The 24,704-nt window shown below is 49.4% G+C and carries 28 protein-coding genes; 7 read left to right on the top strand and 21 right to left on the bottom strand.

Going from position 1 to position 24,704, the window contains the following annotated elements; genetic code table 11:
- Positions 1-65: 65 nt before the first annotated feature.
- The 18 genes from T497_RS0101360 to T497_RS0101275 all read right to left on the bottom strand — a co-directional run bounded on the left by T497_RS0101360 (position 66) and on the right by T497_RS0101275 (position 13,571).
- A complete protein-coding gene (locus tag T497_RS0101360) occupies positions 66-599 on the bottom strand; it encodes a 2-oxoacid:acceptor oxidoreductase family protein (RefSeq protein WP_028514063.1) in 534 nt (177 codons plus the stop codon).
- Complete coding sequence (locus T497_RS0101355) at positions 599-1,372, bottom strand: thiamine pyrophosphate-dependent enzyme (protein WP_028514062.1); 774 nt, start codon at positions 1,370-1,372, stop codon at positions 599-601. Before T497_RS0101355 ends, T497_RS0101360 begins: the two co-directional genes overlap by 1 nt.
- Complete coding sequence (locus T497_RS0101350) at positions 1,372-2,415, bottom strand: 3-methyl-2-oxobutanoate dehydrogenase subunit VorB (protein ID WP_037324243.1); 1,044 nt, start codon at positions 2,413-2,415, stop codon at positions 1,372-1,374. Before T497_RS0101350 ends, T497_RS0101355 begins: the two co-directional genes overlap by 1 nt.
- Before the next feature lie 42 nt (positions 2,416-2,457).
- The gene (locus tag T497_RS0101345; RefSeq protein ID WP_024861397.1) at positions 2,458-2,664 is read right to left on the bottom strand and encodes a 4Fe-4S dicluster domain-containing protein; all 207 of its coding nucleotides are present in this window, start codon (positions 2,662-2,664) and stop codon (positions 2,458-2,460) included.
- Between the two features lie 118 nt (positions 2,665-2,782).
- Positions 2,783-3,454, bottom strand: a complete 672-nt coding sequence (locus tag T497_RS0101340) for a cobalamin biosynthesis protein CobQ (RefSeq protein WP_028514060.1) — start codon at positions 3,452-3,454, stop codon at positions 2,783-2,785.
- Positions 3,455-3,651: 197 nt separating this feature from the next.
- Positions 3,652-3,888, bottom strand: a complete 237-nt coding sequence (gene acpP / locus T497_RS0101335) for an acyl carrier protein (protein ID WP_019680237.1) — start codon at positions 3,886-3,888, stop codon at positions 3,652-3,654.
- Between the two features lie 43 nt (positions 3,889-3,931).
- Entirely contained in the window at positions 3,932-4,738 is an 807-nt protein-coding gene (locus T497_RS0101330; protein WP_028514059.1) for an acetyl-CoA carboxylase carboxyltransferase subunit alpha, read from the bottom strand.
- Positions 4,739-4,740: 2 nt separating this feature from the next.
- Complete coding sequence (gene accD, locus T497_RS0101325) at positions 4,741-5,601, bottom strand: acetyl-CoA carboxylase, carboxyltransferase subunit beta (RefSeq protein ID WP_051530419.1); 861 nt, start codon at positions 5,599-5,601, stop codon at positions 4,741-4,743.
- A gap of 12 nt (positions 5,602-5,613) precedes the next feature.
- Positions 5,614-6,966 carry an acetyl-CoA carboxylase biotin carboxylase subunit gene (gene accC, locus T497_RS0101320; protein WP_028514057.1) on the bottom strand — a complete coding sequence of 451 codons (1,353 nt, stop codon included), beginning with the start codon at positions 6,964-6,966 and terminating at the stop codon, positions 5,614-5,616.
- A gap of 22 nt (positions 6,967-6,988) precedes the next feature.
- A complete protein-coding gene (fabZ, locus tag T497_RS0101315; RefSeq protein ID WP_037324149.1) occupies positions 6,989-7,432 on the bottom strand; it encodes a 3-hydroxyacyl-ACP dehydratase FabZ in 444 nt (147 codons plus the stop codon).
- A gap of 5 nt (positions 7,433-7,437) precedes the next feature.
- On the bottom strand, positions 7,438-8,094 hold the full coding sequence (locus T497_RS0101310) for a hypothetical protein (RefSeq protein WP_028514055.1): 657 nt from the start codon (positions 8,092-8,094) through the stop codon (positions 7,438-7,440).
- A 3-nt stretch (positions 8,095-8,097) separates the two neighbouring features.
- On the bottom strand, positions 8,098-8,682 hold the full coding sequence (locus T497_RS0101305; protein WP_028514054.1) for a hypothetical protein: 585 nt from the start codon (positions 8,680-8,682) through the stop codon (positions 8,098-8,100).
- Entirely contained in the window at positions 8,682-9,155 is a 474-nt protein-coding gene (gene accB / locus T497_RS0101300) for an acetyl-CoA carboxylase biotin carboxyl carrier protein (RefSeq protein WP_028514053.1), read from the bottom strand. The genes T497_RS0101305 and accB overlap by 1 nt, the downstream gene beginning before the upstream one ends.
- Positions 9,156-9,167: 12 nt before the next feature.
- Positions 9,168-10,424: a beta-ketoacyl-ACP synthase II gene (gene fabF, locus T497_RS0101295; protein WP_028514052.1), complete on the bottom strand. Its 1,257-nt coding sequence runs from the start codon at positions 10,422-10,424 to the stop codon at positions 9,168-9,170.
- An 80-nt stretch (positions 10,425-10,504) separates the two neighbouring features.
- Positions 10,505-11,245, bottom strand: coding sequence for a 3-oxoacyl-[acyl-carrier-protein] reductase (fabG, locus tag T497_RS0101290; RefSeq protein WP_028514051.1), 741 nt, complete (start codon positions 11,243-11,245; stop codon positions 10,505-10,507).
- A 78-nt stretch (positions 11,246-11,323) separates the two neighbouring features.
- Positions 11,324-11,530, bottom strand: coding sequence for a DUF4177 domain-containing protein (locus tag T497_RS15465; protein WP_037324146.1), 207 nt, complete (start codon positions 11,528-11,530; stop codon positions 11,324-11,326).
- Positions 11,527-12,453, bottom strand: a complete 927-nt coding sequence (gene fabK, locus T497_RS0101280) for an enoyl-[acyl-carrier-protein] reductase FabK (protein ID WP_028514050.1) — start codon at positions 12,451-12,453, stop codon at positions 11,527-11,529. The genes T497_RS15465 and fabK overlap by 4 nt, the downstream gene beginning before the upstream one ends.
- Before the next feature lie 131 nt (positions 12,454-12,584).
- Positions 12,585-13,571: a beta-ketoacyl-ACP synthase III gene (locus T497_RS0101275; protein ID WP_028514049.1), complete on the bottom strand. Its 987-nt coding sequence runs from the start codon at positions 13,569-13,571 to the stop codon at positions 12,585-12,587.
- Positions 13,572-13,855: 284 nt separating this feature from the next.
- Between T497_RS0101275 and T497_RS0101270 the strand changes: the two genes are divergently transcribed.
- The 7 genes from T497_RS0101270 to guaB all read left to right on the top strand — a co-directional run bounded on the left by T497_RS0101270 (position 13,856) and on the right by guaB (position 20,674).
- Positions 13,856-14,764 carry an ACP S-malonyltransferase gene (locus T497_RS0101270; protein ID WP_028514048.1) on the top strand — a complete coding sequence of 303 codons (909 nt, stop codon included), beginning with the start codon at positions 13,856-13,858 and terminating at the stop codon, positions 14,762-14,764.
- Complete coding sequence (locus T497_RS0101265) at positions 14,761-15,597, top strand: shikimate dehydrogenase family protein (protein WP_028514047.1); 837 nt, start codon at positions 14,761-14,763, stop codon at positions 15,595-15,597. Before T497_RS0101270 ends, T497_RS0101265 begins: the two co-directional genes overlap by 4 nt.
- 1 nt (position 15,598) lies before the next feature.
- A complete protein-coding gene (locus T497_RS0101260; RefSeq protein ID WP_028514046.1) occupies positions 15,599-16,054 on the top strand; it encodes a GNAT family N-acetyltransferase in 456 nt (151 codons plus the stop codon).
- 10 nt (positions 16,055-16,064) lie between these two features.
- A complete protein-coding gene (locus T497_RS0101255; protein WP_028514045.1) occupies positions 16,065-16,562 on the top strand; it encodes a shikimate kinase in 498 nt (165 codons plus the stop codon).
- Positions 16,563-16,568: 6 nt separating this feature from the next.
- Complete coding sequence (locus T497_RS0101250) at positions 16,569-17,738, top strand: amidohydrolase (RefSeq protein ID WP_028514044.1); 1,170 nt, start codon at positions 16,569-16,571, stop codon at positions 17,736-17,738.
- Position 17,739: 1 nt separating this feature from the next.
- On the top strand, positions 17,740-19,029 hold the full coding sequence (locus tag T497_RS0101245) for a leucine-rich repeat protein (protein ID WP_028514043.1): 1,290 nt from the start codon (positions 17,740-17,742) through the stop codon (positions 19,027-19,029).
- A gap of 172 nt (positions 19,030-19,201) precedes the next feature.
- Positions 19,202-20,674: an IMP dehydrogenase gene (gene guaB / locus T497_RS0101240; RefSeq protein ID WP_028514042.1), complete on the top strand. Its 1,473-nt coding sequence runs from the start codon at positions 19,202-19,204 to the stop codon at positions 20,672-20,674.
- A gap of 401 nt (positions 20,675-21,075) precedes the next feature.
- Here the strand turns inward: guaB and T497_RS0101235 are convergent, their stop codons facing one another.
- The 3 genes from T497_RS0101235 to typA all read right to left on the bottom strand — a co-directional run bounded on the left by T497_RS0101235 (position 21,076) and on the right by typA (position 24,539).
- A complete protein-coding gene (locus tag T497_RS0101235; RefSeq protein WP_028514041.1) occupies positions 21,076-21,729 on the bottom strand; it encodes a hypothetical protein in 654 nt (217 codons plus the stop codon).
- Positions 21,730-21,742: 13 nt separating this feature from the next.
- Positions 21,743-22,555, bottom strand: coding sequence for a hypothetical protein (locus T497_RS0101230; protein WP_028514040.1), 813 nt, complete (start codon positions 22,553-22,555; stop codon positions 21,743-21,745).
- A gap of 163 nt (positions 22,556-22,718) precedes the next feature.
- Positions 22,719-24,539 (bottom strand): translational GTPase TypA, encoded by a 1,821-nt coding sequence (gene typA, locus T497_RS0101225; RefSeq protein WP_028514039.1) that lies wholly within the window; start codon positions 24,537-24,539, stop codon positions 22,719-22,721.
- Between the last annotated feature and the right edge of the window lie 165 nt (positions 24,540-24,704).

Here is a 24,704-nt window from a genome sequence, read left to right as displayed (position 1 = left end):
CCTACTAATCACTGCTCACTAATAACTAAAAAACGTGAAGAAGCAATGCTTCTTCACGTTTTTGATCATGCGTTCATGCCGAGCTCGATAGCCTTGAAGTTGTTAGGGATAAGTGCTGCCTTTTTAGGCGGAACTACCTTCTCGATAGCCTTCTGCATTGTCTCAAGTGAGCAGATGTTTGTCTCCTTGAGGAGCTTGCCGAGAAGAATAATGTTTGAGCCGCCCTTGAGGTTGTTGTCGTCAGCCATCTGCTGTGACGGGATACCGTACAGCTCGATGTCTGTTCTGTCTGTAGCAGGCTCTATCATTGTGCTGTCGAAGAATACCTTACCGCCTGGGCGTACACAGCTTACGAACTTGTCGAATGAAGGCTGGTTCATAGCGATAAGAAGATGTGGTGTAACAACGAGAGGTGAACCGATAGGATCATCGGAGATAGTAACTGAACAGTTGCAGGTACCGCCTCTCATCTCAGGACCGTATGAAGGGAGCCATGAGAGCTCCTTATTGTCCATAAGTCCGCAGTATGCAAGTATCTTTCCTGCGAAAAGGATACCCTGTCCGCCGAAGCCTGCGAGAAGGATCTCTGTAGTAGCCATTACTCGTTACCTCCTTCTGTCTTTGGGAATACGCCCTCTTCAACGTCCTTGTAAACGCCGAGCGGGTAGTATGGTATCATTTCGTCCTGAAGTCTCTTGATAGCGTCAAGAGGAGCAAGTCCCCAGTTTGTAGGACAAGTTGAAAGAACCTCTACGATTGAGAAGCCCTTGCCTGCCTTCTGGTTCTCGAATGCCTTGCGGATAGCCTTCTTTGCAGCCTTGATGTGAGGAACGCTGTCAACTGCAACACGCTCAGCATAAGCTGTACCTGTCAGTGTTGAGAGCATCTCGCATACCTTTACAGGATAACCTGCAAGCTCGGGGCTTCTTCCGAAAGGTGTGGTCTGTGTAACCTGACCGGGAAGAGTTGTAGGAGCCATCTGACCGCCTGTCATTCCGTAGATAGTGTTATTGATGAAGATAACGACGATATTCTCGCCTCTTGTAGCAACGTGAACTGTCTCGGCAGTACCGATAGCAGCAAGGTCGCCGTCGCCCTGATATGTGAATACGAACTTATCGGGGTTTGTACGCTTAACGCCTGTTGCAACAGCCGGTGCACGTCCGTGAGCAGCCTCTATCATATCACAGTTGAAGTAATCATATGCCATAACAGAGCAGCCAACAGGACATACTCCGATAGTATCGCCCTCGATACCCATTTCGTCGATAACCTCACAGAGTATTCTGTGAACTATACCGTGTGTGCAGCCGGGGCAGTAGTGTGTAGGAATGTCGATAAGCGACTTTGGTCTTTCAAATACTACAGCCATCAGAGAGCACCTCCTATTTTCTTGATCTCGCCCAGAACCTCAGCAGGTGTGGGGATAACGCCGCCTGTTCTTCCGTAGAACTCTACAGGCTTTGAGCAGTTGATAGCAAGCTTGATATCCTCTATCATCTGTCCCATTGACATCTCGACGCTGAGAAGCTTCTTAGCGTTCTTAGCAGCCTCGTTTATCTCCTTTACAGGGAATGGCCACAGTGTCTTTGGACGGAAGAGACCAGCCTTGATGCCCTGTGCTCTTGCGTCGTTTACAGCAGACTTTGCAACTCTTGCAGTTGCGCCGAATGCGCATACAAGGATATCGCAGTCCTCGGTGAGATAAAGCTCAGCCTCGGTCTCTGTCTCCTTGATTATCTCGTATCTCTTGTAACGGTCGAGGATAGAATTCTCGAGCTCATCTGGCTTGAGGTAGAGGGAGTTGATGATGTGGTGCTCTCTCTGCATCTTGTGACCGTTTGCAGCCCAGCCGCTCTTATCGTAAGCGTTGGGGTTGATCTCAGGGAATGTAACAGGCTCCATCATCTGTCCGAGAAGTCCGTCTGCAAGGATCATTGCAGGCATACGGTACTTGTCAGCGCGGTCGAAAGCCTTGACAACGTAGTCTACCATTTCCTGTACTGAAGCAGGTGCATATACCAGAAGCTGGAAGTCGCCGTGACCGAGAGCCTTTGTAGCCTGCCAGTAGTCAGCCTGTGAAGGCTGGATACCGCCCAGACCGGGGCCGCCTCTTTCAACGTTGATGATAACAGCAGGAAGATCTGAACCTGCAATGTATGATACGCCCTCGCTCTTCAGTGAGATTCCCGGTGAAGATGATGATGTCATTGCACGGACGCCTGTTGAAGCAGCGCCGAGTACCATGTTGATAGCAGCGATCTCGGACTCTGCCTGTAAGAATACGCCGCCTGCCTTATGCATACGCTTTGCCATATAAGCGGCAAGCTCTGTCTGAGGAGTTATAGGATAACCGAAGAAGCATTTACAGCCTGCTCTGATAGCAGCCTCTGCCAGCGCTTCGTTGCCCTTCATAAGATTTCTTTCCAAAGCTAAACAGCTCCTTTCGATAAATAATTATTTTTGAATAACGATAGCGCAGTCGGGGCACATAGTTGCGCACATTGCACAGCTAATGCAGGCTGACTGGTCGGTACACTCTGCGTAGAAATATCCCTTCTTGTTACGCTTCTCCTTCTGGAGAACGACTATCTTCTTGGGACAGGCAGCTGTACAGAGACCGCAGCCCTTGCAGCGCTCGGTAATAACTGTCATTTTTTCCATACCTTTCGCTCCTTTCAAATTGATTCATAATTCACAATTCATAATTCATAATTAATGCTGCTTGCGAAATTTACGGAATAACCGATTTTTCATGCAATTATGCATTATGCATTATGAATTATGCATTCTGGGTGAGCCCCCAGACGGGCTTTACATATACCTTTGCGGGGAATACGTCGGACTTGTCGGAGGGCTTTACAAGCTCCTCGGGATAGACCGTGTATTTTACGGGGAGCCCCGTGATACGGGAGGTCTCCTCAGCAAAGGGACGTGACTGCTCGATGATATCGAGAGTAGTCTCGCAGCCTAAGTTGGTATTGTTTACGATAGCCGTATGCTTCATACGTGCTGCCGCTTCTATCTCATACATCAGCTTTGTGACTTCCTCAGCGGTATTGGTGAGGTATCGGCGCTGATTTATGACGTAGTACATCTCGATACTGTCTTTGAACTGCTCCAGGTCGTCGGCATAGCGTCCCAGCGCAACAGCGCCTGCGTCGTCGCCGCCCACGTCAATGATGAGGCAGTCCTCGTCGGTAGCCAGCTCCACAACGTCGAACTGTATAGACGGGATATCGAGGTTGCTCCTTGCGAAATCGGGAGCAATGAGCCTTATGCCCTTTTCCTCAAACAGGTCGCGGAAATCGGCTGTTCGGAAATAGGGGTTTACTATATCAAGGTCTACGATAGCTGCGGACTTGCCCTCCGCTGCGGCTTTTACCGCGAGATTTACGGAGAAATTGGTTTTTCCGCTGCCGTAGTGACCTGTAACTATCTTGATCTCTTTCATAAATATCCTCTTGAATTACTTGTGAAAAATCCTACAAACTATATTATACCACTTTAAAACATTAATTGCAAGTGGTATTTTTCAACATAGACAAAGTTGTACAGCTGTTAAACCTCTTTTACCGATGATATACAAAACGGAGCTGCGTCACGCTGTAAAAAAAGCCCCGACCGGTGGTCGGGGCATATATCGCTGAATTACTCAGCGTCTGTGTTCTTTTCAATGTAGTTTACGATGTCGCCTACTGTCTTGATCTCTTCTACAGCCTCGTCGGGGATAGAGATATCGAACTCGTCCTCGATAGTTGTGATGAGGTCAACAACGTCCAGTGAATCAGCACCGAGATCGTCCTGGATATTTGAATCCATGTTTACTTCGTCTGCCTCCACACTGAGCTGTTCTGCAATAATATCTTTGAGTTTTTCAAAAATCATTATTTGGTCCTCCATTTTTCTTTATTTTTTTGTCAAAATCGGTTCATTCTGTGAACGCTCCGATTTTTCTAAATTTAGTATAGCGTTCTTTAAGCAAAACGTCAATATCTTTTTTGCATTTTTCCGGGATTTTTTGTGACAAATATTCGTGTATATTTTCTGAAATTTTGTCTAAATCGTTATGTGCGCCGCCGAGAGGCTCCTCGATGATAGCTTCTGCAACGCCGAGACGAACCATATCCTCTGCGGTTATCTTCATTATCTCGCTGGCTTCCTGCTCTCTTGAAGCGTCCTTCCAGAGTATGCTTGCAAAGCCTCTTGGCGATAATACCGAGTATTCTGCGTTCTCAAGCATAGCAAGCTCGTCGCATACGCCAAGAGCAAGAGCTCCGCCGCTTCCGCCCTCGCCGAGAACGATAGATACTATAGGTGTGCGGAGAGTCATGAACTCGGCTATATTCTTGGCGATAGCCTCGCCCTGTCCGCGCTCCTCTGCGGCAACTCCGCAGAATGCACCGGGGGTATCTATGAAGCAGATGATAGGTCTGTGGAACTTCTCAGCCTGCCTTGCCAGTCTGAGAGCCTTTCTGTAGCCCTCGGGGTGGGGCATTGCGAAGTTGCAGGTCTTGTTCTCGTTGATATCCCTGCCCTTTACCTCTGCGATAATGGTAACGGGATTGCCGTCAAGTCTTGCCAGACCGCCGATGATAGCCCTGTCGTCGCCGAAAAGTCGGTCACCGTGCATCTCGTACCAGTCTGTGAATATCTGTGGTATATAATCCTTTATAGTAGGTCTGCCCTTAGTGTGTATGAGCTGAAGGCGTTCCCACGCTGTTCTCTTGTCGTCCATGCTCATGCCTCCTTGGGGTAAAATCCGTGGAGCTTCAGAAGGTGAGAAAGTACGCTTCTCAGCTTTCTGCGCTCGACTATCATATCAACAAAGCCCTTGGTATACATAAACTCGGCAAGCTGGAAGTCGTCGGGAAGCTTCTGCTTGATAGTTCCCTCGATAACTCGTCTGCCTGCGAAGCCTATGAGCACCTTCGGCTCGGCGATGATGATATCGCCCAGTGAAGCAAAGCTTGCTGTTACGCCGCCTGTGGTAGGATCGGTCATTACGGATATATAAAGTCCGCCTGCCTCGCTGTGGAGCTTTACTGCGCCCGAGGTCTTAGCCATCTGCATGAGGGATACTATACCCTCCTGCATACGTGCGCCGCCCGAAGCGGTGAACATTACCACAGGGAGCTTCTTCTCCGTGGCATACTCAAAGGCACGGGTTATCTTCTCGCCTACGACGCTGCCCATAGAGCCCATCATAAAGCGTGAATCCATGATACCGATGACTACAGGCGAGCCCTTGATAGTAGCTGTACCTGTGATGACAGCCTCGCTGAGTCCCGTTGCTGCGCGGAGCTCCGCCTGCTTTTCGCTGTAATCAGGAAAATCCAGCGGATTGGCGCTCTTCATGCCGCCGTTGAGCTCTCTGAAGCTGCCCTTGTCTACTGTTATTGCGATACGTTCTGTTGACGAAAGTCTGCCGTGATAGTTGCACTTGGGGCAGACTCTGTGGAGCTCCTCATACTTGGAAAGAGGGCTCGTACCCTGACAGCGGGGGCATTTGAACATAGGGGGCTTGTATTCCTCCTCGCCGTCATTGAAGCGTTTCTTTACTACATTAAAAAAATCTTCAAACAATTCTTTTCTCCCCATTCTCTCTTATTCTTATTTGTTCTTTTCTTCCATATATCTTCCGAGGAAGCCTATATCGTATTTTCCTGCCTTGAAATCGGCATTTCTGATTATTTCAAGCTGGAAGTCGATATTTGTATCGACGCCCTCTACGATGAACTCGGAAAGTGCCCATCTCATCTTGTTTATGGCGTCCTCTCGGTCGGAGCCGTGAGCAATGAGCTTGCTTATCATCGAATCATAGTAAGGTGTGATAGTGTAACCCTGATATACAGCGCCGTCTATTCTTATTCCGGGACCGCCAGGCATATAGAGGGCTGTGATAGTTCCCGGTGACGGGCGGAAGCCCTTGTCGGGGTTCTCGGCGTTGATACGGCACTCGATAGCGTGACCGCGCATGGTAACGTCCTCCTGCTTTATTTCAAGAGGCTTGCCGTCTGCTATCTCTATCTGAGCCTTTACAAGGTCAAAGCCTGTTACCTCCTCGGTAATAGGGTGCTCTACCTGTATTCTGGTATTCATCTCCATGAAGTAGAAGTCGCGGTTCTCGTCAACGAGAAACTCGATAGTACCTGCGTTGTAGTAGCCGCACTCCTTAGCGGCTGTAACTGCCGCAGCGCCCATTTTTGCGCGAAGCTCGGGGCTTACGATAGGGCTGGGGCACTCCTCCAGCATCTTCTGGTTGCGGCGCTGCATCGAGCAGTCGCGCTCGCAGAGGTGGATATAGTTGCCGTGCTTGTCGGCGATTATCTGTATCTCCACATGGTGGGGATTTATGAGGAACTTCTCGATATAAACGGCGTCATCGCCGAAGAAGTTCTTCGCCTCCTGCTGAGCGGCTGTCATCTGAGCTTCAAGCTCGTCGGGACTGTCAACACGGCGTATGCCGCGTCCGCCGCCGCCTGCCGAAGCCTTTACCAGCACGGGGTAGCCTGCCTTGTCGGCAATTTCCTTAGCCTCTTCAAGGGACTTTACTGCGCCCTTAGAGCCGGGGATAACAGGTACTCCCGCAGCAGCCATTGTCTCCTTGGCAGCAGCCTTGTCGCCAAGCATTTCTATAGACTTATATGACGGACCGATGAAAACTATTCCGTTATCCTCGCAGAGCCTTGCGAACTCAGCGTTCTCGGAAAGGAAGCCGAAGCCCGGGTGTATGGCTTCAGCGCCCGTATTCAGCGCCGCCTGTATGATAGCGTTCATGTTAAGGTAGCTGTCCTTTGTAGCCGCTGGTCCTATGCATACTGCCTCGTCGGCTATCTGTGCGTGGAGAGAATTGCGGTCAGCAGTGGAATAGACTGCCACACAGCGTATATTCAGCTCGCGGCAGGCTCTTATGATTCGTACAGCTATCTCGCCTCTGTTGGCGATAAGTACTTTTCTGAACATTTATCTTATCTCCTGTATGAGTTTATTTATTGTCAGTAATTACAAAGGTTATCTCGCAGGATACAGCCTTTTCGCCGCCTACAGAGGCAGTTGCCTTTCCTGTGCCCACAGGTCCTCTCTGACGTATCATCTCTACTTCCAGGTCGAGTACGTCACCGGGAACTACCTGTCTGCGGAACTTAGCCTTGTCGATACCGCCGAAAAGTCCCAGCTTGCCCTTGAACTCGGGCTTTGAGAGCATACAAACAGCTCCTGCCTGTGCAAGCATCTCAACCATGAGTACGCCCGGAGTTACGGGATATCCCGGGAAGTGTCCCTTGAACCAGAAGTCCTCTTCCTTGATGTACTTTCTTGCGTGTACCTTTACGCCGACTTCCATATCAACTATCTCGTCAATGAGAAGAAAAGGATCGCGGTGTGGGATTATTTCCATTATCTGTTCTTTATTCATAAGTATATCAGCCATGATAGTTACTCCTTAATATTACTAATATCGTTATCTGCAAGCATACCCATATCGTCCTCGGGCTTTATCCTGTACTTTGCAAATGGATCCTCGGGGACTACGTAATCAGCCTTCATGCCCGTGGCGTAAACGCCCTCGCTCTCTATGCCGAAGACCTCGCCGTCCTTGACCATGCTCTTATATGAGCCGTGAAGCTGCGTAAAATGAGGATAGCCTGTTTCGTTTCTCATCTCGCTGTCTATCTTCTCCATAAGGTAGATAACAATAGCATTTGCGGCAGCAAGAGGTATTAACGAAATGTTTACGGGTATCAGCAGGAGAGATATAAGAAGTCCTGCCTTCCAGCTGTACAGCTTGCGTATACCTATAAAGTATATCATAAGGATCAGGTAAACGGCTGCAACCAGTAAACAAAGCGGATACATTCCGCTTGCCATGTATATCAGCGAGCATTTCCAGAATAAAATGAGCTTTACACCAAAAAAGAGAAGTATGGCGTTCATTATCCATAACGCCCAGAAATCGCGGAGAAAAGCATAGCGCTTCTTCTGCATACGGAGCATGAGCCCGTTGTATTCCTGAAATTCCTTGAACATCTCAGCAGAGGTGATATTTATATGTGACTCGTCGATATTATCCTGTGTAATATATTTCAGTTCCATAATTTATAGAAATGTTCCGTCGTGGGGGTGGTCTCTGTTTATCTTTTCGCGTATGCTGTCATAGGTGAGCTCGGAGAGGTTGTCCGCGTCGGTATTGAAAGTTGTGACGTTAAGTCTCGGAAAAGAGGGATAACCCAGTTCCTTTGAGAGCTCGTTCTCAACATGGGAATAATACAGCGCAGCGGTGAAATTTCCCAGCGGAAAGGTCAGGAATACCAGCGACACCAGAGCGACCGGCATTGACACAAGTCCCAGTATGAACTTGTCGCGGCAGCCTCTTATAAAGACGAAATATGTCACCAGTCCAAGATATGAAATTAAACCGATAGCTCCGAGAGCTATCCTCCAGTTCGTCAGACCTGCGCTTGAAGTTGATGTCATTCCTAACAGTACTATTGTAAACTTCCAGAACAGAAGAACATACTGGACTATTATCCATACATTGAATACAGCGTGTACCTTATGGCGCTTGTTGTAATTCTTTACAGCCTCCATGTTATAAATACGGGCTTCCTGAAACTCCTCGGGAGATTTGATATTCTTTCCGCCCGAATCTATAGTCGCCTGCGTGATGTACTTGTAAGTCATTACTTTATGACCATGATAGGCTGGTCAAATTCTACTGCCTGTCCGTCGGATACGAGTATCTGCTCAACTACTCCGTCGTACTCGGACTGTATCTCGTTCATGAGCTTCATGGACTCGATTATCATGATAACGTCGCCCTTCTTGACCTCATCGCCTGTCTTTACGAAAGGCGGCTTATCTGGTGAAGGTGCAGAGTAGAATGTACCTACGATAGGCGATTTCACTATCTTGCCGCTTACCTCTTCAGCCATTGAAGCCTCGCTTGCGGAAAGTGCGCTCTCAACGGGAGCTGCTGTCTGTGCGGGAGCTGCCGCAGCAACTACAGGCATAGGCATGGGAACAGCCTTCTTGCCCTTTAATGTGATAGTATTCTCGCCGCTTGCGATAGTGAGCTCTGAAAGCTCCTTTTTATTGATTATGTCAGCAAGCTTTTCTATTGTCTCAAGGTCTATCTGACCGTAAATCTTCTCCATTTAATGTCCTCCTCAATCTTTTACCCTTTTGAAGCAGAGAGTTGCATTGTGTCCGCCGAAGCCCAGTGAATTGGACAGTGCGGCATTTACCTCCTGCTCGATATTACCGCTGCCGCAGTAATCGAGGTCGCATTCCTCGTCGGGTACCTTATATCCCACTGTTGCGTGAATGAAGCCCTCCTGTATGCTCTTTGCGCATACTACAGCCTCTACAGCGCCTGCTGCGCCGAGAAGATGTCCTGTCATGGACTTGGTAGAGCTTATCTTTACTGTCTTTGCATGGTCGCCCAGCGCTTTCTTTATAGCGGCAGTCTCGTACTTGTCATTAAGACCTGTAGATGTGCCGTGAGCGTTGATATAATCTATATCCTCGGGCTTGAGACCGGCCTCCTCTATTGCAAGCTCCATGCCCTTTGCAGCAGCGTCGCCGCCCGGCATAGGAGATGTCATGTGGTAGCCGTCGCAGGTAGCGCCGTAGCCTGCTACCTCTGCGTATATCTTAGCGCCTCTTGCCTTTGCGTGCTCGTACTCCTCAAGAACGAGGACTGCGCTGCCCTCGCCGAGAACGAAGCCGCTTCTCTCCTTGTCGAAAGGAATGGAGGCTCTTGTAAGGTCGTCGGACTTTGTGAGGGCTTTCATATTGGAGAAGCCGCCGAATGTGAACTCAACTCCCGTGGACTCTGTGCCGCCTGCAAGACAAGCGTCAAGGTAGCCGTCCTTTATCTTGCGGAAGGCTTCGCCGATGGAGTGAGTACCTGTTGCACAGGCTGTTGTTATATCGAAATTAGCTCCGCGGAAACCTGTTTTCATGGAAATGGTTCCTGCCGCCATATTGCTTATCATCATAGGAATGTAGAATGCGGACATTCTGTTTGGTCCCTTTTCGAGATACTTTGTATACTCGGAAAGGGTAAGGTCTATGCCGCCGATTCCCGAGCCTACAAGAACGCCCACTCTGTAAGGATCAATGTCACCGAAGTTGGTGCCTGCGTCTGTAAGGGCTTCGTGAGCGGCTACTACTGCGTACTTTGTGAACTTATCCATGTGACGTGCTTCCTTCTTGTCGAAGCAGCCCTCAACGCCGTAGTAATCCTCCTCGTTGAAGTCGCGGACGATACCTGCTATTTTTACGCCTGTACGGCTGGTATCAAACATATCTATAAAAGATATGCCCAGCTTATTCTCCTTTATTCCGTTCCAGAATTTTTCAACTCCTGTACCCAGTGGTGTTATTGCACCCATTCCTGTGATAACAACTCTTCTGCTCATATATTTTCCTCTCTTAATTCTTTACAAATAGGTATTTTAGTACGATGGGAGCTTAGCTCCATAGTGTGACTTTATCGAAGTTACATTGAAAGACCGCCGGAGATCTCGATGACCTGTCCTGTAACGTAGGACGCATTATCGGAAACGAGGAAGGATACTACAGAAGCTATCTCCTCAGGCTCACCATAGCGTCTGAGAGCAACTGCATCGAGCATCTTTGCCTTCAGCTCATCGGACAGAACATCTGTCATCGGTGTATGTATGAAGCCGGGAGCTACCGCATTACAGGTAATGTTTCGTGAACCGAATTCCTTTGCCGTGGTCTTTGTCATTCCGATTATGGCAGCCTTTGAAGCCGAGTAATTCATCTGACCGGGGTTTCCGTAAAGTCCTGCAACGGACGCTACGTTTACTATCCTGCCGCTTCTCTGCTTCATCATTACAGCAGTTACAAACTTTGTCATATTGAACACGCTCTTCTGGTTTACTGCGATAACAGCGTCGTATTCGTCCTCTGACATTCTCGCAAGGAGCTTATCCTTTGTGATTCCTGCATTGTTTACAAGGGCGTCGATAGTGCCGAAGTCAGCCTTTACCTGCTTCACCATAGCCTCGCACTGGTCGAATTTTGAGACGTCAGCCGCATAGCACTCAGCCTTTACGCCGAATGCACGACATTCCTCTGCCACTGCAAGAGCCTTTTCCTTATCTCCGTCGCTGGGATAGTGATTTATTACTACGTCGAAGCCGTCCTGTGCGAGTCTTTTTGCGATACAAGCGCCTATACCCTGAGAAGCGCCTGTGATTATTGCTGTTGCCATATTTTATTACCTCCGTAATAAGTTTAAGTCTTTATTCTATTTTAACACATATTCACGCATGAATAAAAGTGAGAAATGTCACTGTTTTCCGCATTCCTCGAATATCATGTCGTATTCCTCGAGCGCGCCCTGAACTCCGATATAAACGGGAACATGACCTACATATCTGTAGCCCTGCTCTGCCATTTTGTCAATGACCTCACGCGGTCTGAGCTCACCCTCGCGGCTCTTTATATAGAAGCTGCCGCTGAGCTTCTTCCTTGCTTTAACGTAAATGTACTTCATATCTTCAGCAATTTTTCTGCGCCGTCATTTATCTCCTTAACGATGTCCGCGCAGGTCTTTATGTCATTTACCATGCCCGATATAGCGCCGCAGAGGAACGAACCGCTGTCAACGTCGCCGTCAACTACAGCTCTGCGGAGTGCGCCCACTGTGAGCTGCTCGAACTCCTCGGGTGAGAGAGTTCCCTCCTTTTCGCCTGTAGCAAGCTTCTTAGCGAACTTGGTCTTGATATTTCTGCATGGATGACCTGTATATCTTCCTGTTACGATGTTGTCTGTATCCTTAGCCTTGATGACAAGGTCCTTGAATGTGGGATGAATCTGGCACTCCTCGGAAGCGAGGAAGCGTGTGCCTATCTGAACGCCCTCAGCGCCCAGCATGAAAGCAGCTGCCATACCTCTGCCGTCAGCGATACCGCCTGCTGCGATAACGGGTATCTCAACAGCGTCGACTACCTGCGGAACGAGACACATTGTTGTGTTCTCGCCGATATGTCCGCCTGACTCTGTACCCTCAGCGATAACAGCGTCAGCACCTGACTTCTCCATTCTCTTCGCAAGAGCAACTGACGGAACAACGGGCATTACCTTTATGCCTGCCTCTTTCCATGCAGCCATGTACTTGCCGGGGTTGCCTGCGCCTGTGGTGATGACCTTAACGCCCTCGTCGATACAGAGCTGGGCAAGGTCGTCGGCATTGGGGCTCATAAGCATTATATTTACGCCGAATGGCTTGTTTGTCTTTTCCTTGCAGAGGTGTATCTGCTCACGAAGATAATCAATGGGAGCACTGCCGCCTGCGATAAGTCCGATACCGCCTGCATTTGATACTGCGGAAGCTAATGTGTGTTCGGCTACCCATGCCATACCGCCCTGTATTATGGGGTATTCGCAGCCGAGAAGCTCAGTGATGCGTGTTTTCATAGTAGTAGTTCTCCTTTTTCTCATATCCTTGTAGGGGACGGCGTCCCGACGTCCCGCGATACGTTCAAAACTCACGGGCTGTCGGGGACGCCAGCCCTACATCTTAGTTCTTAGCTCTTAGTTCTTAGCTCTTAATACTCAAAAATTATTCCGCCGTAGGTAAGACCTGCTCCGAAGCCTATGAGAGCTATCTTCTGTCCGCGCTTGATAAGTCCCTTTTCTATGCCCTCGCACAGTGCAAGAGGTATTGAAGCGCTGGAAGTATTTCCGTAATGGTCGAGAGTCACGATGAACTTCTCCATAGGTGCGCCCAGCTTCTTGGCTGCGGTCTCGATTATGCGTATATTCGCCTGATGAGGTACGAACCAGTCGATATCGTCCTTGGTGACGCCTATCTTCTCTGCTGCAAGCTCAAATGACTTAGGCAGAGCCGATACTGCGAACTTGTATACCTCTTTTCCGTTCTGCTGGAGCTTGTGGAGCGGCACATCGGGGAAGGGATCCTCGAAATCGCTCTCAACAGCTACCTCGGGAGCTACTTTCAGCGACCTTGCGCAGAGCAGTGAAGCTCCGCTGCCGTCCGAACAGAGCGCCGAGGAATAGAGCTTGCCGCTCTTTTCCAGTATGACTGCGGCAGCTCCGTCGCCGAAGAGTATACATGACGACCTGTCGGTGAAATCAAGGAATCTGGTCAGTGCTTCGTTGGCTACAACAAGAACGTATTTCAGCGAATCATCGGTCTCAAGAAAGCGCCTTGCAACGTCCGCAGCATAAACGAAGCCTGAACAGGCTGCGTTCATATCAAATGCCGCCGCATTGACAGCGCCTACCTCATGCTGGATAACGCTTGCCATGCTCGGCGTGAGAAAATCGGACGTAGCCGTACATGAGATAACGAGCCCGATATCCTCGGGCTTTATGCCCGATGCCTCTATAGCCCTCAGCGAAGCCTGCTTTCCCATGTACCATGTGGGCTCCCAGCCTGCCATATGGCGCGAAGATATACCTGTTCTTGTGCGTATCCACTCGTCATCAGTTTCAACAAAACGGGTAAAATCGTCGTTTGTCATTATCTGGTCGGGCACATAGCTGCCCATTCCCAAAATGCTTATACCCATTAAAAAGCTCCTTAGAATCAACAAAATTATAAAACATGGTTGTAAAAACCAAAAATTTATGTTATAGTAGTAATGTCGGTATCCCGTTTGCAGGGGATTTCTATGAGCAGACAGAATACCACACATAATATATTGTAAATCATTTTGAGGGTTTTTGCAACGATATTTCAGCACTTTGACAAACTTAAAACAAAATATCGGCATTTCTCACAAATTTACAATAATACATAAGTGAATTTTCACTACACATTTGTGAAGAACACACAGAAAGGAAGTTTAATATTATGACAATTTCACTATTTTCAGGACAGGGCTCACAGTACGAGGGAATGGGCAGGGACATAGCAGAAGCAATGCCCGAACTCCTCTCGGTATACGAGACAGGCTCGGAGATACTGGGCACTGACCTGAAGGAGATATGCTTCAACGCTCCTCTCGACGAATTATCGAGAACTATCAACTCTCAGCCTGCTATCATGGCTACATCTATCGTATGCCTTAAAGCTGCTCAGGCAAAGGGCTTCACATTCGACGGCGTTGCAGGTCACTCACTCGGTGAATACGCTGCAATGTACGCTTCGGGCATGATAAGCCTTGAGGACGCTTTCCGCCTTATCAAGGCAAGAGCTGCCGCTATGGAGGAGGCTACTTCCTCTGCAAAGGGCTCTATGGCTGCTATCATGAAGATAGCTCCCGAGGAAGTTGAGAGAGTATGCGGCGAGGCTAAGGAATATGTCACAGCCGTAAACTACAACTCACCTGTTCAGACAGTTATCGCAGGCACTCCCGAGGGAATCGCCGAGGTAAGCGATATTTTCGCAGGCATGAAGGCAAGAGTTATCCCACTCAATGTTGCAGGCGCTTTCCATTCAAAGCTCATGCAGCCTGCTGCCGATAAATTCTACGAAACAGCCAAGACTATCGAATTCAAGACTCCAAATGTGAAGTATTATTCAAACCTCACAGGCGGCGAGCTCACAGACTTCTCCGATATGGCTTCCATGCTTGCAAAGCACATCGTATCACCTGTACGCTTTACTTCCGAGCTGGCAGCTATGCAGGAAGCAGGCGCCGACAAGTTCGTTGAATTCGGTCCCGGAAGAACTCTCACAGGTCTGGTAAAGAAGACTCTCAAGGACGTGACAGCAGTGAATGTTGAAGATATGGAAACACTTGAAGGAGCATTATCATGAATAAATTTGCGCTTATAGGACACCCGCTGGGACACTCAATGTCCCCTCTTATCCACGAAAAGCTGTTCGCTCTCAGCGGACTTGCAGATACATCATATGAGCTTATCGACATAGCCCCCGAGGATATGGCAAACAGCCGCGGCACTCTCGAAGCTCTCCGCGGTCTCAACGTCACTATCCCCCACAAGCAGGCTGTTATCGCCCTTGTGGACGAGCTCGGCGAAAGCGCTCAGCGCTATAACTCCGTAAACTGCATCAACAACGACAATGGAAAGCTCATCGGCTACAACACCGACTGCGACGGTTTCCTCCGTTCCGCAGAGCAGCTCCCTATCGGCGGCAATGTGGCTATTTTAGGCTGCGGCGGCGTCGGCAGAATGATAGCTATAGAGGTCGCACGTCACGGCGGCACCATAACTCTCGCAGTTATCCCTCAGGACGTCAAGAACGCTCAGATACTCATGGCTGAGATACTGGCAAAGTGCAGCGGCGCTTCTGTGAGAATTGCCGATATATCCACTCTTGACGGCAGCTATGACCTGCTTATAAACGCTACTCCCGTAGGTATGTACCCCAAGGTCGACGCCTGCGCAGTAAGCGATACCATAATCGAAAACAGCGGCAGCGTATTCGACGTTATCTACAATCCCAAGGAGACTCTCCTCATGAAGAAAGCCCGTGCTCTCGGCAAGACAGCCGTAGGCGGAGCTTCAATGCTGGTATATCAGGCTGTAAAGGCTCACGAGATATGGTACGGCGGCAGCTTCAGAACCGAGGATATCGCAAAGATAATCACCGACGTCGAGAACGCTGTTGACAGCATGAACAAGTAGCATGATAAGACCTGCAAAACCACAGGACGCCTCCCGTATCGCCGAGATAATCATAACCAATTACCGCATGAACTTCTACCCCTTCTTCCGCAATGACGAGTTCTATTTTTCGGAGCTCAACGTTGTGGATATGGCGGCAGAATACTCCGAGGGCTCGGAGGAACTGCTGAATACATATGTTTACGAGGATAACGGCGTAATAAAGGGCATTATCCGTTTAAACGGCACCGAGGTGGTAAAGCTCTATGTGGAGCCGCAGTTCCAGAGCGGCGGCATAGGCGCGGAGCTCCTGCAATTTGCAATGGAGAGCTTCGGCGCGGACAACCTCTGGGCGCTGGAGTACAACTCCCGAGGCATAGCCTTTTATGAGCGTCACGGCTTTCAGCTCACAGGCGAGAAGATGATAGAGGACGAATGGGTGCCGCTGGTAAAGCTGGCGCGCAACAAGCAAGAATAAGGAGAATACTATGACTGTATTTTTATGCGGCTTTATGGGCTGCGGAAAATCTACTATAGGCAAGCTTGCGGCTAAAAAGCTCGGCTGCGGCTTCTGCGACACGGACGACCTCATCGTCCGCACTCTGGAAATGACCATTCCCGAGATATTCGAGAAAAAGGGCGAGCCCTTCTTCCGTCAGACCGAGGCTGAGATAGTCAAGTCCCTCTGCGGCAAGACTACTGTTGCTGCCTGCGGCGGCGGCGCTATGCTTAATCCTGATACGGCAAAGGCGGCAAAGGACGCAGGCGCGGCTGTCATATTCCTCGACGTGCCCTTTGAGACCTGCTACGAGCGCATAAAAGACGATACAAACCGTCCTATCGTGGTGAAGTCCACAAAGGAGGAGCTTGAAGCTCTCTACAACTCCCGCAGGGACGTTTATCTGGCACACTCGACCATAAGACTTGAATGTAACGGCAGTCCCGTTGAAAATGCGGAGAAAATTGCCGGGATACTGAGAAAGTGAGCGGCTATGCTTATCTATAATGCTGAAATTCACACCATGGGCTCTCTTGGTGTGGTAAAGGACGGCTGGATAGATATCCAGAACGGAAAAATACGCAATATCGGCAGCGGATACCTCCCCTATGACGACAAGGACGCCATAGACGCACAGGGCGGTATGCTTCTGCCAGGATTTATCGACGCCCACAACCACCTCGGCATTATCGAGGACGGTCTGGACTTCGAGGGGGACGACTGCAACGAATCCACCGATCCATTTACTCCCCAGATGAGAGCTATCGACGGTATCAACCCCTTTGACCGCTGCTTCGAGGAAGCCCGTATGCGCGGCATAACCGCGGCGGCTTCAAGCCCCGGAAGCGCCAATGCCTGCGGCGGAGAGATAGCCGCTATAAAAACATACGGCAGGCGCATTGACGATATGCTCATAAGGAACTGCGGAATAAAATTCGCTCTCGGCGAGAATCCCAAAAACGTCTACAACGGACGCGAGGAAACTCCCGTAACACGTATGGCGATAACCGCTCTTATCCGCGAGGGACTCTACAAGGCTCGCCGCTATGCCCATGATATGGACAGCTACTACTCCGACAGCGAGAACTACGATCCCCCCGAATATGACATAAAATGCGAGGCTCTCATGCCCCTGCTCGACCACAAGATGAAGGCTTTCTTCCACTGCCACCGCGCAGATGATATCTGCACGGCTATGCGCATTGCAAAGGAATTCAGCCTTGACGCGGTCATCATACACGGCACTGAGGGACACAAGATAGCCGACATCATTGCCGAGGAGAAGATACCCGTCATATGCGGTCCCGTTATCTGTGACCGCTGCAAGCCCGAAATGCGCGGACTTGAACTGAAAAACGCCTCTGTACTCCATGAAAACGGCGTAAAAATAGCTATCTGCACAGACCATACGGTTATCCCCATACAGTATCTCCCCCTCTCCGCACAGGCTGCGGTAAAGGGCGGACTTGACTTTGACGAGGCACTGAAAACTCTCACTATAGCCCCTGCTGAGATACTGGGCATCGACGATACCACAGGCTCTCTCAGCGTGGGAAAGGACGCGGATATACAGCTCTACAGAAAGGGCGATAACCCCCTCGACCTGATGTCCGAGCCCGTACTCGTTATGGTAAGCGGCGAAGTATGCCGCAGGGAGGTATAAAATGAAAAGGCTGATATCCTTTGCCGCTGCTGCCGCAGTGCTCTTTGCAGCAGCTCCGAAAACGCCCTCATATGCCGCTGAAACTCCTGCCGGCGCAAGCTGTGTAGTATACAAGGTAGAAAAAGACCACATAAGCATTGACGGCATAGGGAAAGATTTCCGTAACGGCGACCTTGTCATTCCCGAAAAGATCGACGGGCTGCCTGTTACCTGTATCCGCGAGAATACGTTTTTTCACTGTGAAGGTCTCAAGACCTGCGTTATTCCCGACAGTGTGGAAAAAATAGGCAATCGGGCTTTCTTCGATTGTCCCGATCTGGTCAGCGTAACTATCGGCAACGGTGCTTCTGAGATAGACAGTCTTTCATTCTCCGCCTGCCCCGAACTGACAAGCGTAACTATCGGCAAAGGAGCTGCAAATATCAGCGAATACGCTTTTTCTGCCTGCCCAAAGCTCAGCTCGTTCACCGTCAGCAAGGATAATCAGAGCTATTCTTCGGTGAACTCCTGCCTGTGCAGCAAGAACGGCGATACCCTCGTAAAATATGCAGGCGGTAGCAGTGCTGCTGTGCCTGATAAGATAAAAACTATCGGCGAAGGCGCTTTTTTTGAGAGAGAGGATATGGCCTCCGTATCCATTCCCGATACCGTCACATCAATAAACGACGCCGCCTTTTCGGGCTGCCTTTCCCTTAAATCAGTGGAGCTCCCCGATTCGGTAAAGTCTCTCGGCGATAGCTGTTTTATGAGCTGCAACTCACTTTCAAAGGTGCGCCTCGGCTCTTCTCTGAAAGCTATTCCAGACAGCTGCTTCTACTCATGTACATCGCTCAATAACATCATTATCCCCGACAGCGTCGAATCTATCGACTGTGATGCTTTTTTCAGCTGTGCTTCTCTCAGCGGCATATATATCCCCAAAACCGTGACCACAATAAATGAAGACGCTATAGGCAGAAGATACGACACAAGACAGTCCTCCTCCGAGAACATCTCGGGCTTCGTCATCAAGGGCGAAAAGGGCTCTGCCGCGGAAAAGTATGCCTCTGAAAACGGTATCATCTTCGGCACGAGAGTGCTTCAGAAGGGCGACGTCACAGGCGACGGCGTTATCGACGCAGTTGACGCCTCTACGGTACTGTCTGAGTACGCACTTACCTCCACCGACAAGCCGTCGTCTTTCAATGTTGAACAGGTCATCGCCGCCGATTACGACAACAACACAGCTGTCAATGCAGTGGACGCTTCGCTCATTCTTACAAAATACGCGGAAAACGCATTAAAGCACTGATAATGCCGCTTTAACACTGAATTACTTTAATATAACAAACTGCTTTTTCGCCAAAAAGCGACCTTTTTTGAAAACAAAATTCTATGCACAGCAAGCCACTGAAACTATTGACATGAGCCGCAAAAAATAGTATCATTAAAGTTAATATTACAACTGCAAGGAGGAATTTTTTATGCTGACCGACATGAACAGCAAATTTCAGAAGGAAGGTCTTACCTTCGACGATGTGCTGCTTATACCCGCTGAATCAAATGTTACGCCCAACATGATACAGATCGGTACTCAGCTCACAAAAACCGTTCGCCTCAACACACCTATCATGACAGCCGCTATGGACACAGTTACCGATTCCCGTATGGCTATCGCCATTGCCCGTGAAGGCGGTATCGGTATTATCCACAAGAATATGTCCATCGAACAGCAGGCTGAAGAGGTGGACAAGGTCAAGAGAAGTGAGAACGGCGTTATCGTGAACCCATTCTCCCTCACCGAAGACCATATCGTCGCTGATGCGGACGAGCTTATGGGCAAGTACAAGATATCAGGCGTTCCGATAGTTGACGGAAACGGCAAGCTGGTCGGTATCATCACCAACAGAGATATGCGTTTCCTCACAGACTTCAACGCTAAGATATCAGAGGTAATGACTAAGGACAACCTTATCACTGCTCCTGTTGGTACTACTCTCGCTCAGGCTCAGGATATCCTCCGTGCACACAAGATAGAAAAGCTCCCTCTCGTTGATGAGGCAGGTATCCTCAAGGGACTTATCACTATAAAGGATATCGAGAAATCAGTTCAGTATCCTAACTCCGCCCGTGACAGCAAGGGCAGACTTCTCTGCGGCGCTGCTATCGGCGTAACAGCTAACGTTCTCGAAAGAGCAAAGGCTCTTATCGACGCTCAGGCTGACGTACTTGTTCTTGACTCTGCTCACGGTCACAGCGCAAACATCATCAAGTGCCTGAAAATGGTCAAGGAAGCATATCCCGATATCCCTGTTATCGCAGGAAATATCGCTACAGCAGAAGCTGCTGAGGCTCTTATCGCAGCAGGCGCTGACTGCTTAAAGGTAGGTATCGGACCGGGCTCTATCTGTACTACCCGTGTAGTTGCAGGTATCGGTGTTCCTCAGATAACTGCCGTTTATGACGTTGCCTGTGTAGCTCAGAAATACGGTATCCCTGTTATCGCTGACGGCGGTATCAAGTACTCGGGCGATATCGTAAAGGCTCTTGCAGCAGGCGCAAACGTAGTTATGCTCGGCTCGCTCCTTGCAGGCTGTGCAGAAGCTCCCGGCGAAACTGAGATATATCAGGGACGTCAGTTCAAGGTATACAGAGGCATGGGCAGCCTCGGCGCTATGGCAAACGGCTCTAAGGACAGATATTTCCAGGAGGGCGCTAAGAAGCTCGTTCCTGAGGGCGTTGAAGGCCGTGTGCCTTTCAAGGGACCTGTTGCAGATACTATCTTCCAGCTGGTCGGCGGTATCCGTTCGGGTATGGGATACTGCGGCTGTGTAGATATCCCCACACTCCACGAAAAGGCTAAGTTCATACGCATTACAGGCGCAGGACTTAAAGAGAGCCACCCACATGATATCTACATCACAAAGGAAGCTCCAAACTATTCAACACAGATATGAAAAAAGGCGGACGAAAGTCCGCCTTTTTTTGTAGGGGACGCCGCCCTCGGCGTCCCGATATAATGGTCTGTAGGGGCGGATAATATCCGCCCGATAAGGGACGCCCTCTCTTGCAGGGCGTCCCTCTCCCGAAAACAATTCACTGGATTGTTTTCGGGATTCACCCTTGCGGTGCGCTTCGTAACTGCGTGGCTTTGCCCCACACCCCACCAGAGGCGCTGCCTCTGACCTTACCGGTACGTCCCCTCTGTCCTACGGACATCTCCCCATTTTATGGGGAGTCACTCCGCCTAAGGAACACGTCCCTTAGGAATCCCGTTCATACTCTCAGCCAGTAAATTCATAGTGGATATCTCTACTTACTAATCACTAAAAAAGGACGGCAATGCCGTCCTTTTGCTTTAGAATATTATATATGGCTTGCCGTCTATAGTATAGACCGCAACTTCCAATTCGTTCATGCCCTTTTCTTTGAGTCTTGCTGCGATAGAAAGCTGTCCGCCGTCGCCCTTGTCATAAAGACAGTTTACATTGAACACCTTTTTTGCAGTGGGCTTCAAGTCGGGAGCAGCCTTTGCAAGCAGTGAATCATAGTAATATATCGTATCGTCATTCGCCGCGTCCTCATCAATGGTAACAGCAGTGAATTTGAAGTCACAGCCTGTTATGGAGTCCTTGATGAAATTATACTGAACATCAAGATAGTCCGCTGATGTTGAGCCGTTGAGCTTCATTTTCAGCACGTCGGGCTGTACGCTTTTTTCAAGGTACTCGACGCTCTTTTCCGACATTGCATAGTAAAACTCAGCTACCTTTGCAGCCTCTTCATCTTCGGCAAGGTTTCCGCGGAAGGTTATAAATATTGGCACGTCATTACTGTCGGGCTTCAGCTCTTTCTCGGCAAACTCCGAATAGTCACCGTCAGCAGCACTGATACCTGCCATGTTATGTCCGTGGTCGTGTTCATCTTCTTTTTTATCGGCACAGCCTGCCGCAGAAACAGCTACCAGCACCGCCGCAAGAAAAGCTGCCGCTTTTCCGATATATCCTTTCATTTTATGCGCCACCTCAGCCAAATGTATAATACTTGCCGTCCTTGACAGCAAAGACTATCTCGTATTCCGCAACAAGCATCTGCTCTTTTCCGTAGGGATCCTCAGCCATTACATAGAAGCAGGCGTCGATGAGCTCGTCGCTTTCCTCCTTGACCTGATTCAGATAGTCCTTTTCAAACACCTCGTCAAGGGACGAGAAATAGTTCTCAATATTATCCTTGCCTTCCTCATATACGGGAGCCTCTTCCAGCTTTATACGGGTTATCCTGTAGTCGCCCTTCATTTTCTCTGCCAGTGTCGAGCACTGCTTTGAAAAAGAGGCCTTCAGGTCATAATTGTAGTTCTTTTCAAGGAAGCTTTCCATTTCCGTGATGTAGCTCGGGAAGACACAGCGGCTGTATGTTGCATAATCAGCCGACGGGAACGAAGTGAAATACTTTTCCAGTGTGAGCATGAGCTCCTCGGGGAAGACGGTCTCGTCGTAATACAGCTTTATGCCGCTGCTACTTACGCGGTACGTGCCAAGTCCCGAATCCTCCGCGCCCTCATCGGGTACGATAATGTCCTTGCCCACGCTGCCAAGCACCAGCGGTGCGTCTGTGAGCTCCGCAGCCTTGACGTGTTCGTTTATCTTAGCCTGATAGGCTTCGCTGTCGTATTTATCGCCTGATATATCAGCTCCGCCCACAGGGGGCTCTGTTGTGGTCTCAACAGGAGTTTCCGCATAAAGCGGCATACTGTCATCTTTTTTATTTTTTCCGCAGCCTGCAAGGCACTGAAGTCCTGCTGCGGCAAGAATAAGTGCAATGACTCTTTTCTTATCCATGATACTTTCCTCTCGTTTTGACTTAAAAAGGCTTACTGCTGTTCTATTTCTCCTGCCTGATCCCCTGAAAAATACGTTTTCGGGAGCAATGACAGAGATTTTTTACTATCATAGCTCCCAAATCTGCAAACTGTATGGTTTTAATGTGTTTGTTTGATGAAATTTACTTCTTGCTTCTGTCCTTTGCTCTCTGAGTATTGCTGAGAGTTCTCTTTCTGATTCTGAGAGACTCGGGAGTTACCTCGAGAAGCTCGTCGTCAGCAAGGAATTCAAGACAGTCCTCAAGACTGAGTATTCTTGGCGGTACAAGACGGAGTGCGTCGTCGCTTCCGCTTGCACGGGTATTTGTAAGGTGCTTCTTCTTGCAGACATTTACTACAAGATCCTCTGTCTTTGGTGAAGCTCCTACTATCATGCCCTCATATACGGGAGTACCCGATGTGATGAAGAGCTGTCCGCGCTCCTGAGCGTTGTAAAGACCGTAGGTAACAGCCTCGCCTGTCTCGAATGAAACGAGAGAGCCTGTGTTTCTGCGCTCGATATCGCCCTTGTAAGGCTGATAGCCGTCGAATACGTGGCTCATGATGCCCTCGCCCTTTGTATCTGTAAGGAACTCGCTCTTATAGCCGAAAAGTCCTCTTGCAGGGATAAGGAACTCGATACGCATACGTGTGCCCTGTGGGTGCATATCCACCATATCGCCCTTACGTGCGCCTATCTTCTCCATTACGGAGCCGACGCAGTCCTCGGGAACGTCGATAACAAGGCGCTCGATAGGCTCAAGCTTTCTGCCGTTCTCGTCGGTCTTGAAGAGTACACGGGGAGTTGATACGCCCAGCTCATAGCCCTCGCGGCGCATATTCTCGATAAGGATTGACAGGTGCATCTCACCACGACCTGCTACGCGGAATGCGTCTGTTGAGTCTGTCTCCTCAACACGGAGAGAAACGTCCTTTAAGAGCTCCTTGAAGAGTCTCTCGCGGAGCTGACGTGATGTAACGAACTTACCCTCGCGTCCTGCAAATGGGCTGTCGTTTACCGAGAATGTCATCTCAACAGTAGGCTCGCTTATCTTTACGAATGGGAGCGGATCGGGAGCGTCTGTTGCGCAGATTGTATCGCCGATAGTGATGTTCTCGATACCCGATATCCATACGATATCGCCCATCTGAGCCTCCTGAACGGGAACACGGTTGAGTCCCTGTATCTGGAGAAGTGAAACTATCTTGGCATTGTAGTTCTTCTTTGAGCCTGTGTAATCACAGACAGTTACCTGCTGGTTTACGGCTATCTTGCCTCTTACGATACGACCAATGCCGATACGTCCGACGTACTCGTTGTAGTCGATAGAGGAGATGAGCATCTGGAGAGGATCGTTCTCCTCGCCCTTCGGAGGCTCGATGTAGTTGATGATAGTATCGAAAAGGGGCTTCAGGTCTGTACCTGCCTCATACTGGCTGAGTGAAGCTGTACCGCTTCTTCCCGAGCAGAAAAGGAGTGGGCTTTCGAGCTGTTCCTCGTTTGCGTCAAGGTCAAGGAGAAGTTCGAGAACTTCGTCGCCTATCTCGTCGAGACGGGCGTCGGGACGGTCTATCTTGTTTACCACAACGATTATCTTGTGTCCCATTTCCAGAGCCTTTGACAGTACGAAACGTGTCTGGGGCATAGGGCCTTCTGCTGCGTCAACAAGGAGAAGAACGCCGTCGACCATTTCCAGTACACGCTCAACTTCGCCGCCGAAGTCAGCATGGCCGGGGGTGTCGATGATGTTTATCTTTGTTCCGTTGTACATAACTGAGGTATTCTTCGCAAGGATAGTGATACCTCTCTCCCTCTCGATGTCGTTTGAGTCCATTACACGCTCTGCAACAGCCTGATTCTCACGGAAAACGCCGCCCTGCTTTAACATTTCGTCAACGAGAGTGGTCTTGCCATGGTCAACGTGAGCGATAATGGCAATGTTTCTTAAATCTTCTCTTATCATATTTTCTTTCCTCCAGATAGTCTTTGACTTTCTTGTGTTTATATATGTAAACGGCTCATGCCGATTTGTCCCTGCATTATATATACTTTTCTGAACATAAAGCCTGTATTTCCGTGCAAATCCTCTTTTTTCCCGGGCATAAAAAAGCCCTTGCAGTGGATTTGC

It is taken from the genome of Ruminococcus flavefaciens MA2007, assembly GCF_000621845.1.
In the GTDB taxonomy this organism is placed as follows: domain Bacteria; phylum Bacillota; class Clostridia; order Oscillospirales; family Ruminococcaceae; genus Ruminococcus; species Ruminococcus flavefaciens_E.
Note: the sequence above shows the minus strand (reverse complement) of the source record. Positions and strands in the feature narration are given on the sequence as shown.

What these genes read in the sequence shown, in the direction of transcription:
- acpP (WP_019680237.1), bottom strand. Translation starts at nt 3,888, where the DNA reads ATGATTTTTGAAAAACTCAAAGATATTATTGCAGAACAGCTCAGTGTG.
- T497_RS15465 (WP_037324146.1), bottom strand. Translation starts at nt 11,530, where the DNA reads ATGAAGTACATTTACGTTAAAGCAAGGAAGAAGCTCAGCGGCAGCTTC.
- T497_RS0101360 (WP_028514063.1), bottom strand. Translation starts at nt 599, where the DNA reads ATGGCTACTACAGAGATCCTTCTCGCAGGCTTCGGCGGACAGGGTATC.
- T497_RS0101260 (WP_028514046.1), top strand. Translation starts at nt 15,599, where the DNA reads ATGATAAGACCTGCAAAACCACAGGACGCCTCCCGTATCGCCGAGATA.
- T497_RS0101245 (WP_028514043.1), top strand. Translation starts at nt 17,740, where the DNA reads ATGAAAAGGCTGATATCCTTTGCCGCTGCTGCCGCAGTGCTCTTTGCA.
- T497_RS0101255 (WP_028514045.1), top strand. Translation starts at nt 16,065, where the DNA reads ATGACTGTATTTTTATGCGGCTTTATGGGCTGCGGAAAATCTACTATA.
- T497_RS0101350 (WP_037324243.1), bottom strand. Translation starts at nt 2,415, where the DNA reads ATGAAGGGCAACGAAGCGCTGGCAGAGGCTGCTATCAGAGCAGGCTGT.
- T497_RS0101265 (WP_028514047.1), top strand. Translation starts at nt 14,761, where the DNA reads ATGAATAAATTTGCGCTTATAGGACACCCGCTGGGACACTCAATGTCC.
- T497_RS0101330 (WP_028514059.1), bottom strand. Translation starts at nt 4,738, where the DNA reads ATGGACGACAAGAGAACAGCGTGGGAACGCCTTCAGCTCATACACACT.
- T497_RS0101345 (WP_024861397.1), bottom strand. Translation starts at nt 2,664, where the DNA reads ATGGAAAAAATGACAGTTATTACCGAGCGCTGCAAGGGCTGCGGTCTC.
- accB (WP_028514053.1), bottom strand. Translation starts at nt 9,155, where the DNA reads ATGGAGAAGATTTACGGTCAGATAGACCTTGAGACAATAGAAAAGCTT.
- T497_RS0101310 (WP_028514055.1), bottom strand. Translation starts at nt 8,094, where the DNA reads ATGGAACTGAAATATATTACACAGGATAATATCGACGAGTCACATATA.
- T497_RS0101270 (WP_028514048.1), top strand. Translation starts at nt 13,856, where the DNA reads ATGACAATTTCACTATTTTCAGGACAGGGCTCACAGTACGAGGGAATG.
- fabK (WP_028514050.1), bottom strand. Translation starts at nt 12,453, where the DNA reads ATGAAAACACGCATCACTGAGCTTCTCGGCTGCGAATACCCCATAATA.
- T497_RS0101355 (WP_028514062.1), bottom strand. Translation starts at nt 1,372, where the DNA reads ATGGCTGTAGTATTTGAAAGACCAAAGTCGCTTATCGACATTCCTACA.
- fabZ (WP_037324149.1), bottom strand. Translation starts at nt 7,432, where the DNA reads ATGGCTGATATACTTATGAATAAAGAACAGATAATGGAAATAATCCCA.
- accC (WP_028514057.1), bottom strand. Translation starts at nt 6,966, where the DNA reads ATGTTCAGAAAAGTACTTATCGCCAACAGAGGCGAGATAGCTGTACGA.
- T497_RS0101305 (WP_028514054.1), bottom strand. Translation starts at nt 8,682, where the DNA reads ATGACTTACAAGTACATCACGCAGGCGACTATAGATTCGGGCGGAAAG.
- T497_RS0101340 (WP_028514060.1), bottom strand. Translation starts at nt 3,454, where the DNA reads ATGAAAGAGATCAAGATAGTTACAGGTCACTACGGCAGCGGAAAAACC.
- T497_RS0101230 (WP_028514040.1), bottom strand. Translation starts at nt 22,555, where the DNA reads ATGGATAAGAAAAGAGTCATTGCACTTATTCTTGCCGCAGCAGGACTT.
- guaB (WP_028514042.1), top strand. Translation starts at nt 19,202, where the DNA reads ATGCTGACCGACATGAACAGCAAATTTCAGAAGGAAGGTCTTACCTTC.
- fabF (WP_028514052.1), bottom strand. Translation starts at nt 10,424, where the DNA reads ATGAGCAGAAGAGTTGTTATCACAGGAATGGGTGCAATAACACCACTG.
- fabG (WP_028514051.1), bottom strand. Translation starts at nt 11,245, where the DNA reads ATGGCAACAGCAATAATCACAGGCGCTTCTCAGGGTATAGGCGCTTGT.
- accD (WP_051530419.1), bottom strand. Translation starts at nt 5,601, where the DNA reads ATGGGGAGAAAAGAATTGTTTGAAGATTTTTTTAATGTAGTAAAGAAA.
- T497_RS0101275 (WP_028514049.1), bottom strand. Translation starts at nt 13,571, where the DNA reads ATGGGTATAAGCATTTTGGGAATGGGCAGCTATGTGCCCGACCAGATA.
- T497_RS0101250 (WP_028514044.1), top strand. Translation starts at nt 16,569, where the DNA reads ATGCTTATCTATAATGCTGAAATTCACACCATGGGCTCTCTTGGTGTG.
- typA (WP_028514039.1), bottom strand. Translation starts at nt 24,539, where the DNA reads ATGATAAGAGAAGATTTAAGAAACATTGCCATTATCGCTCACGTTGAC.
- T497_RS0101235 (WP_028514041.1), bottom strand. Translation starts at nt 21,729, where the DNA reads ATGAAAGGATATATCGGAAAAGCGGCAGCTTTTCTTGCGGCGGTGCTG.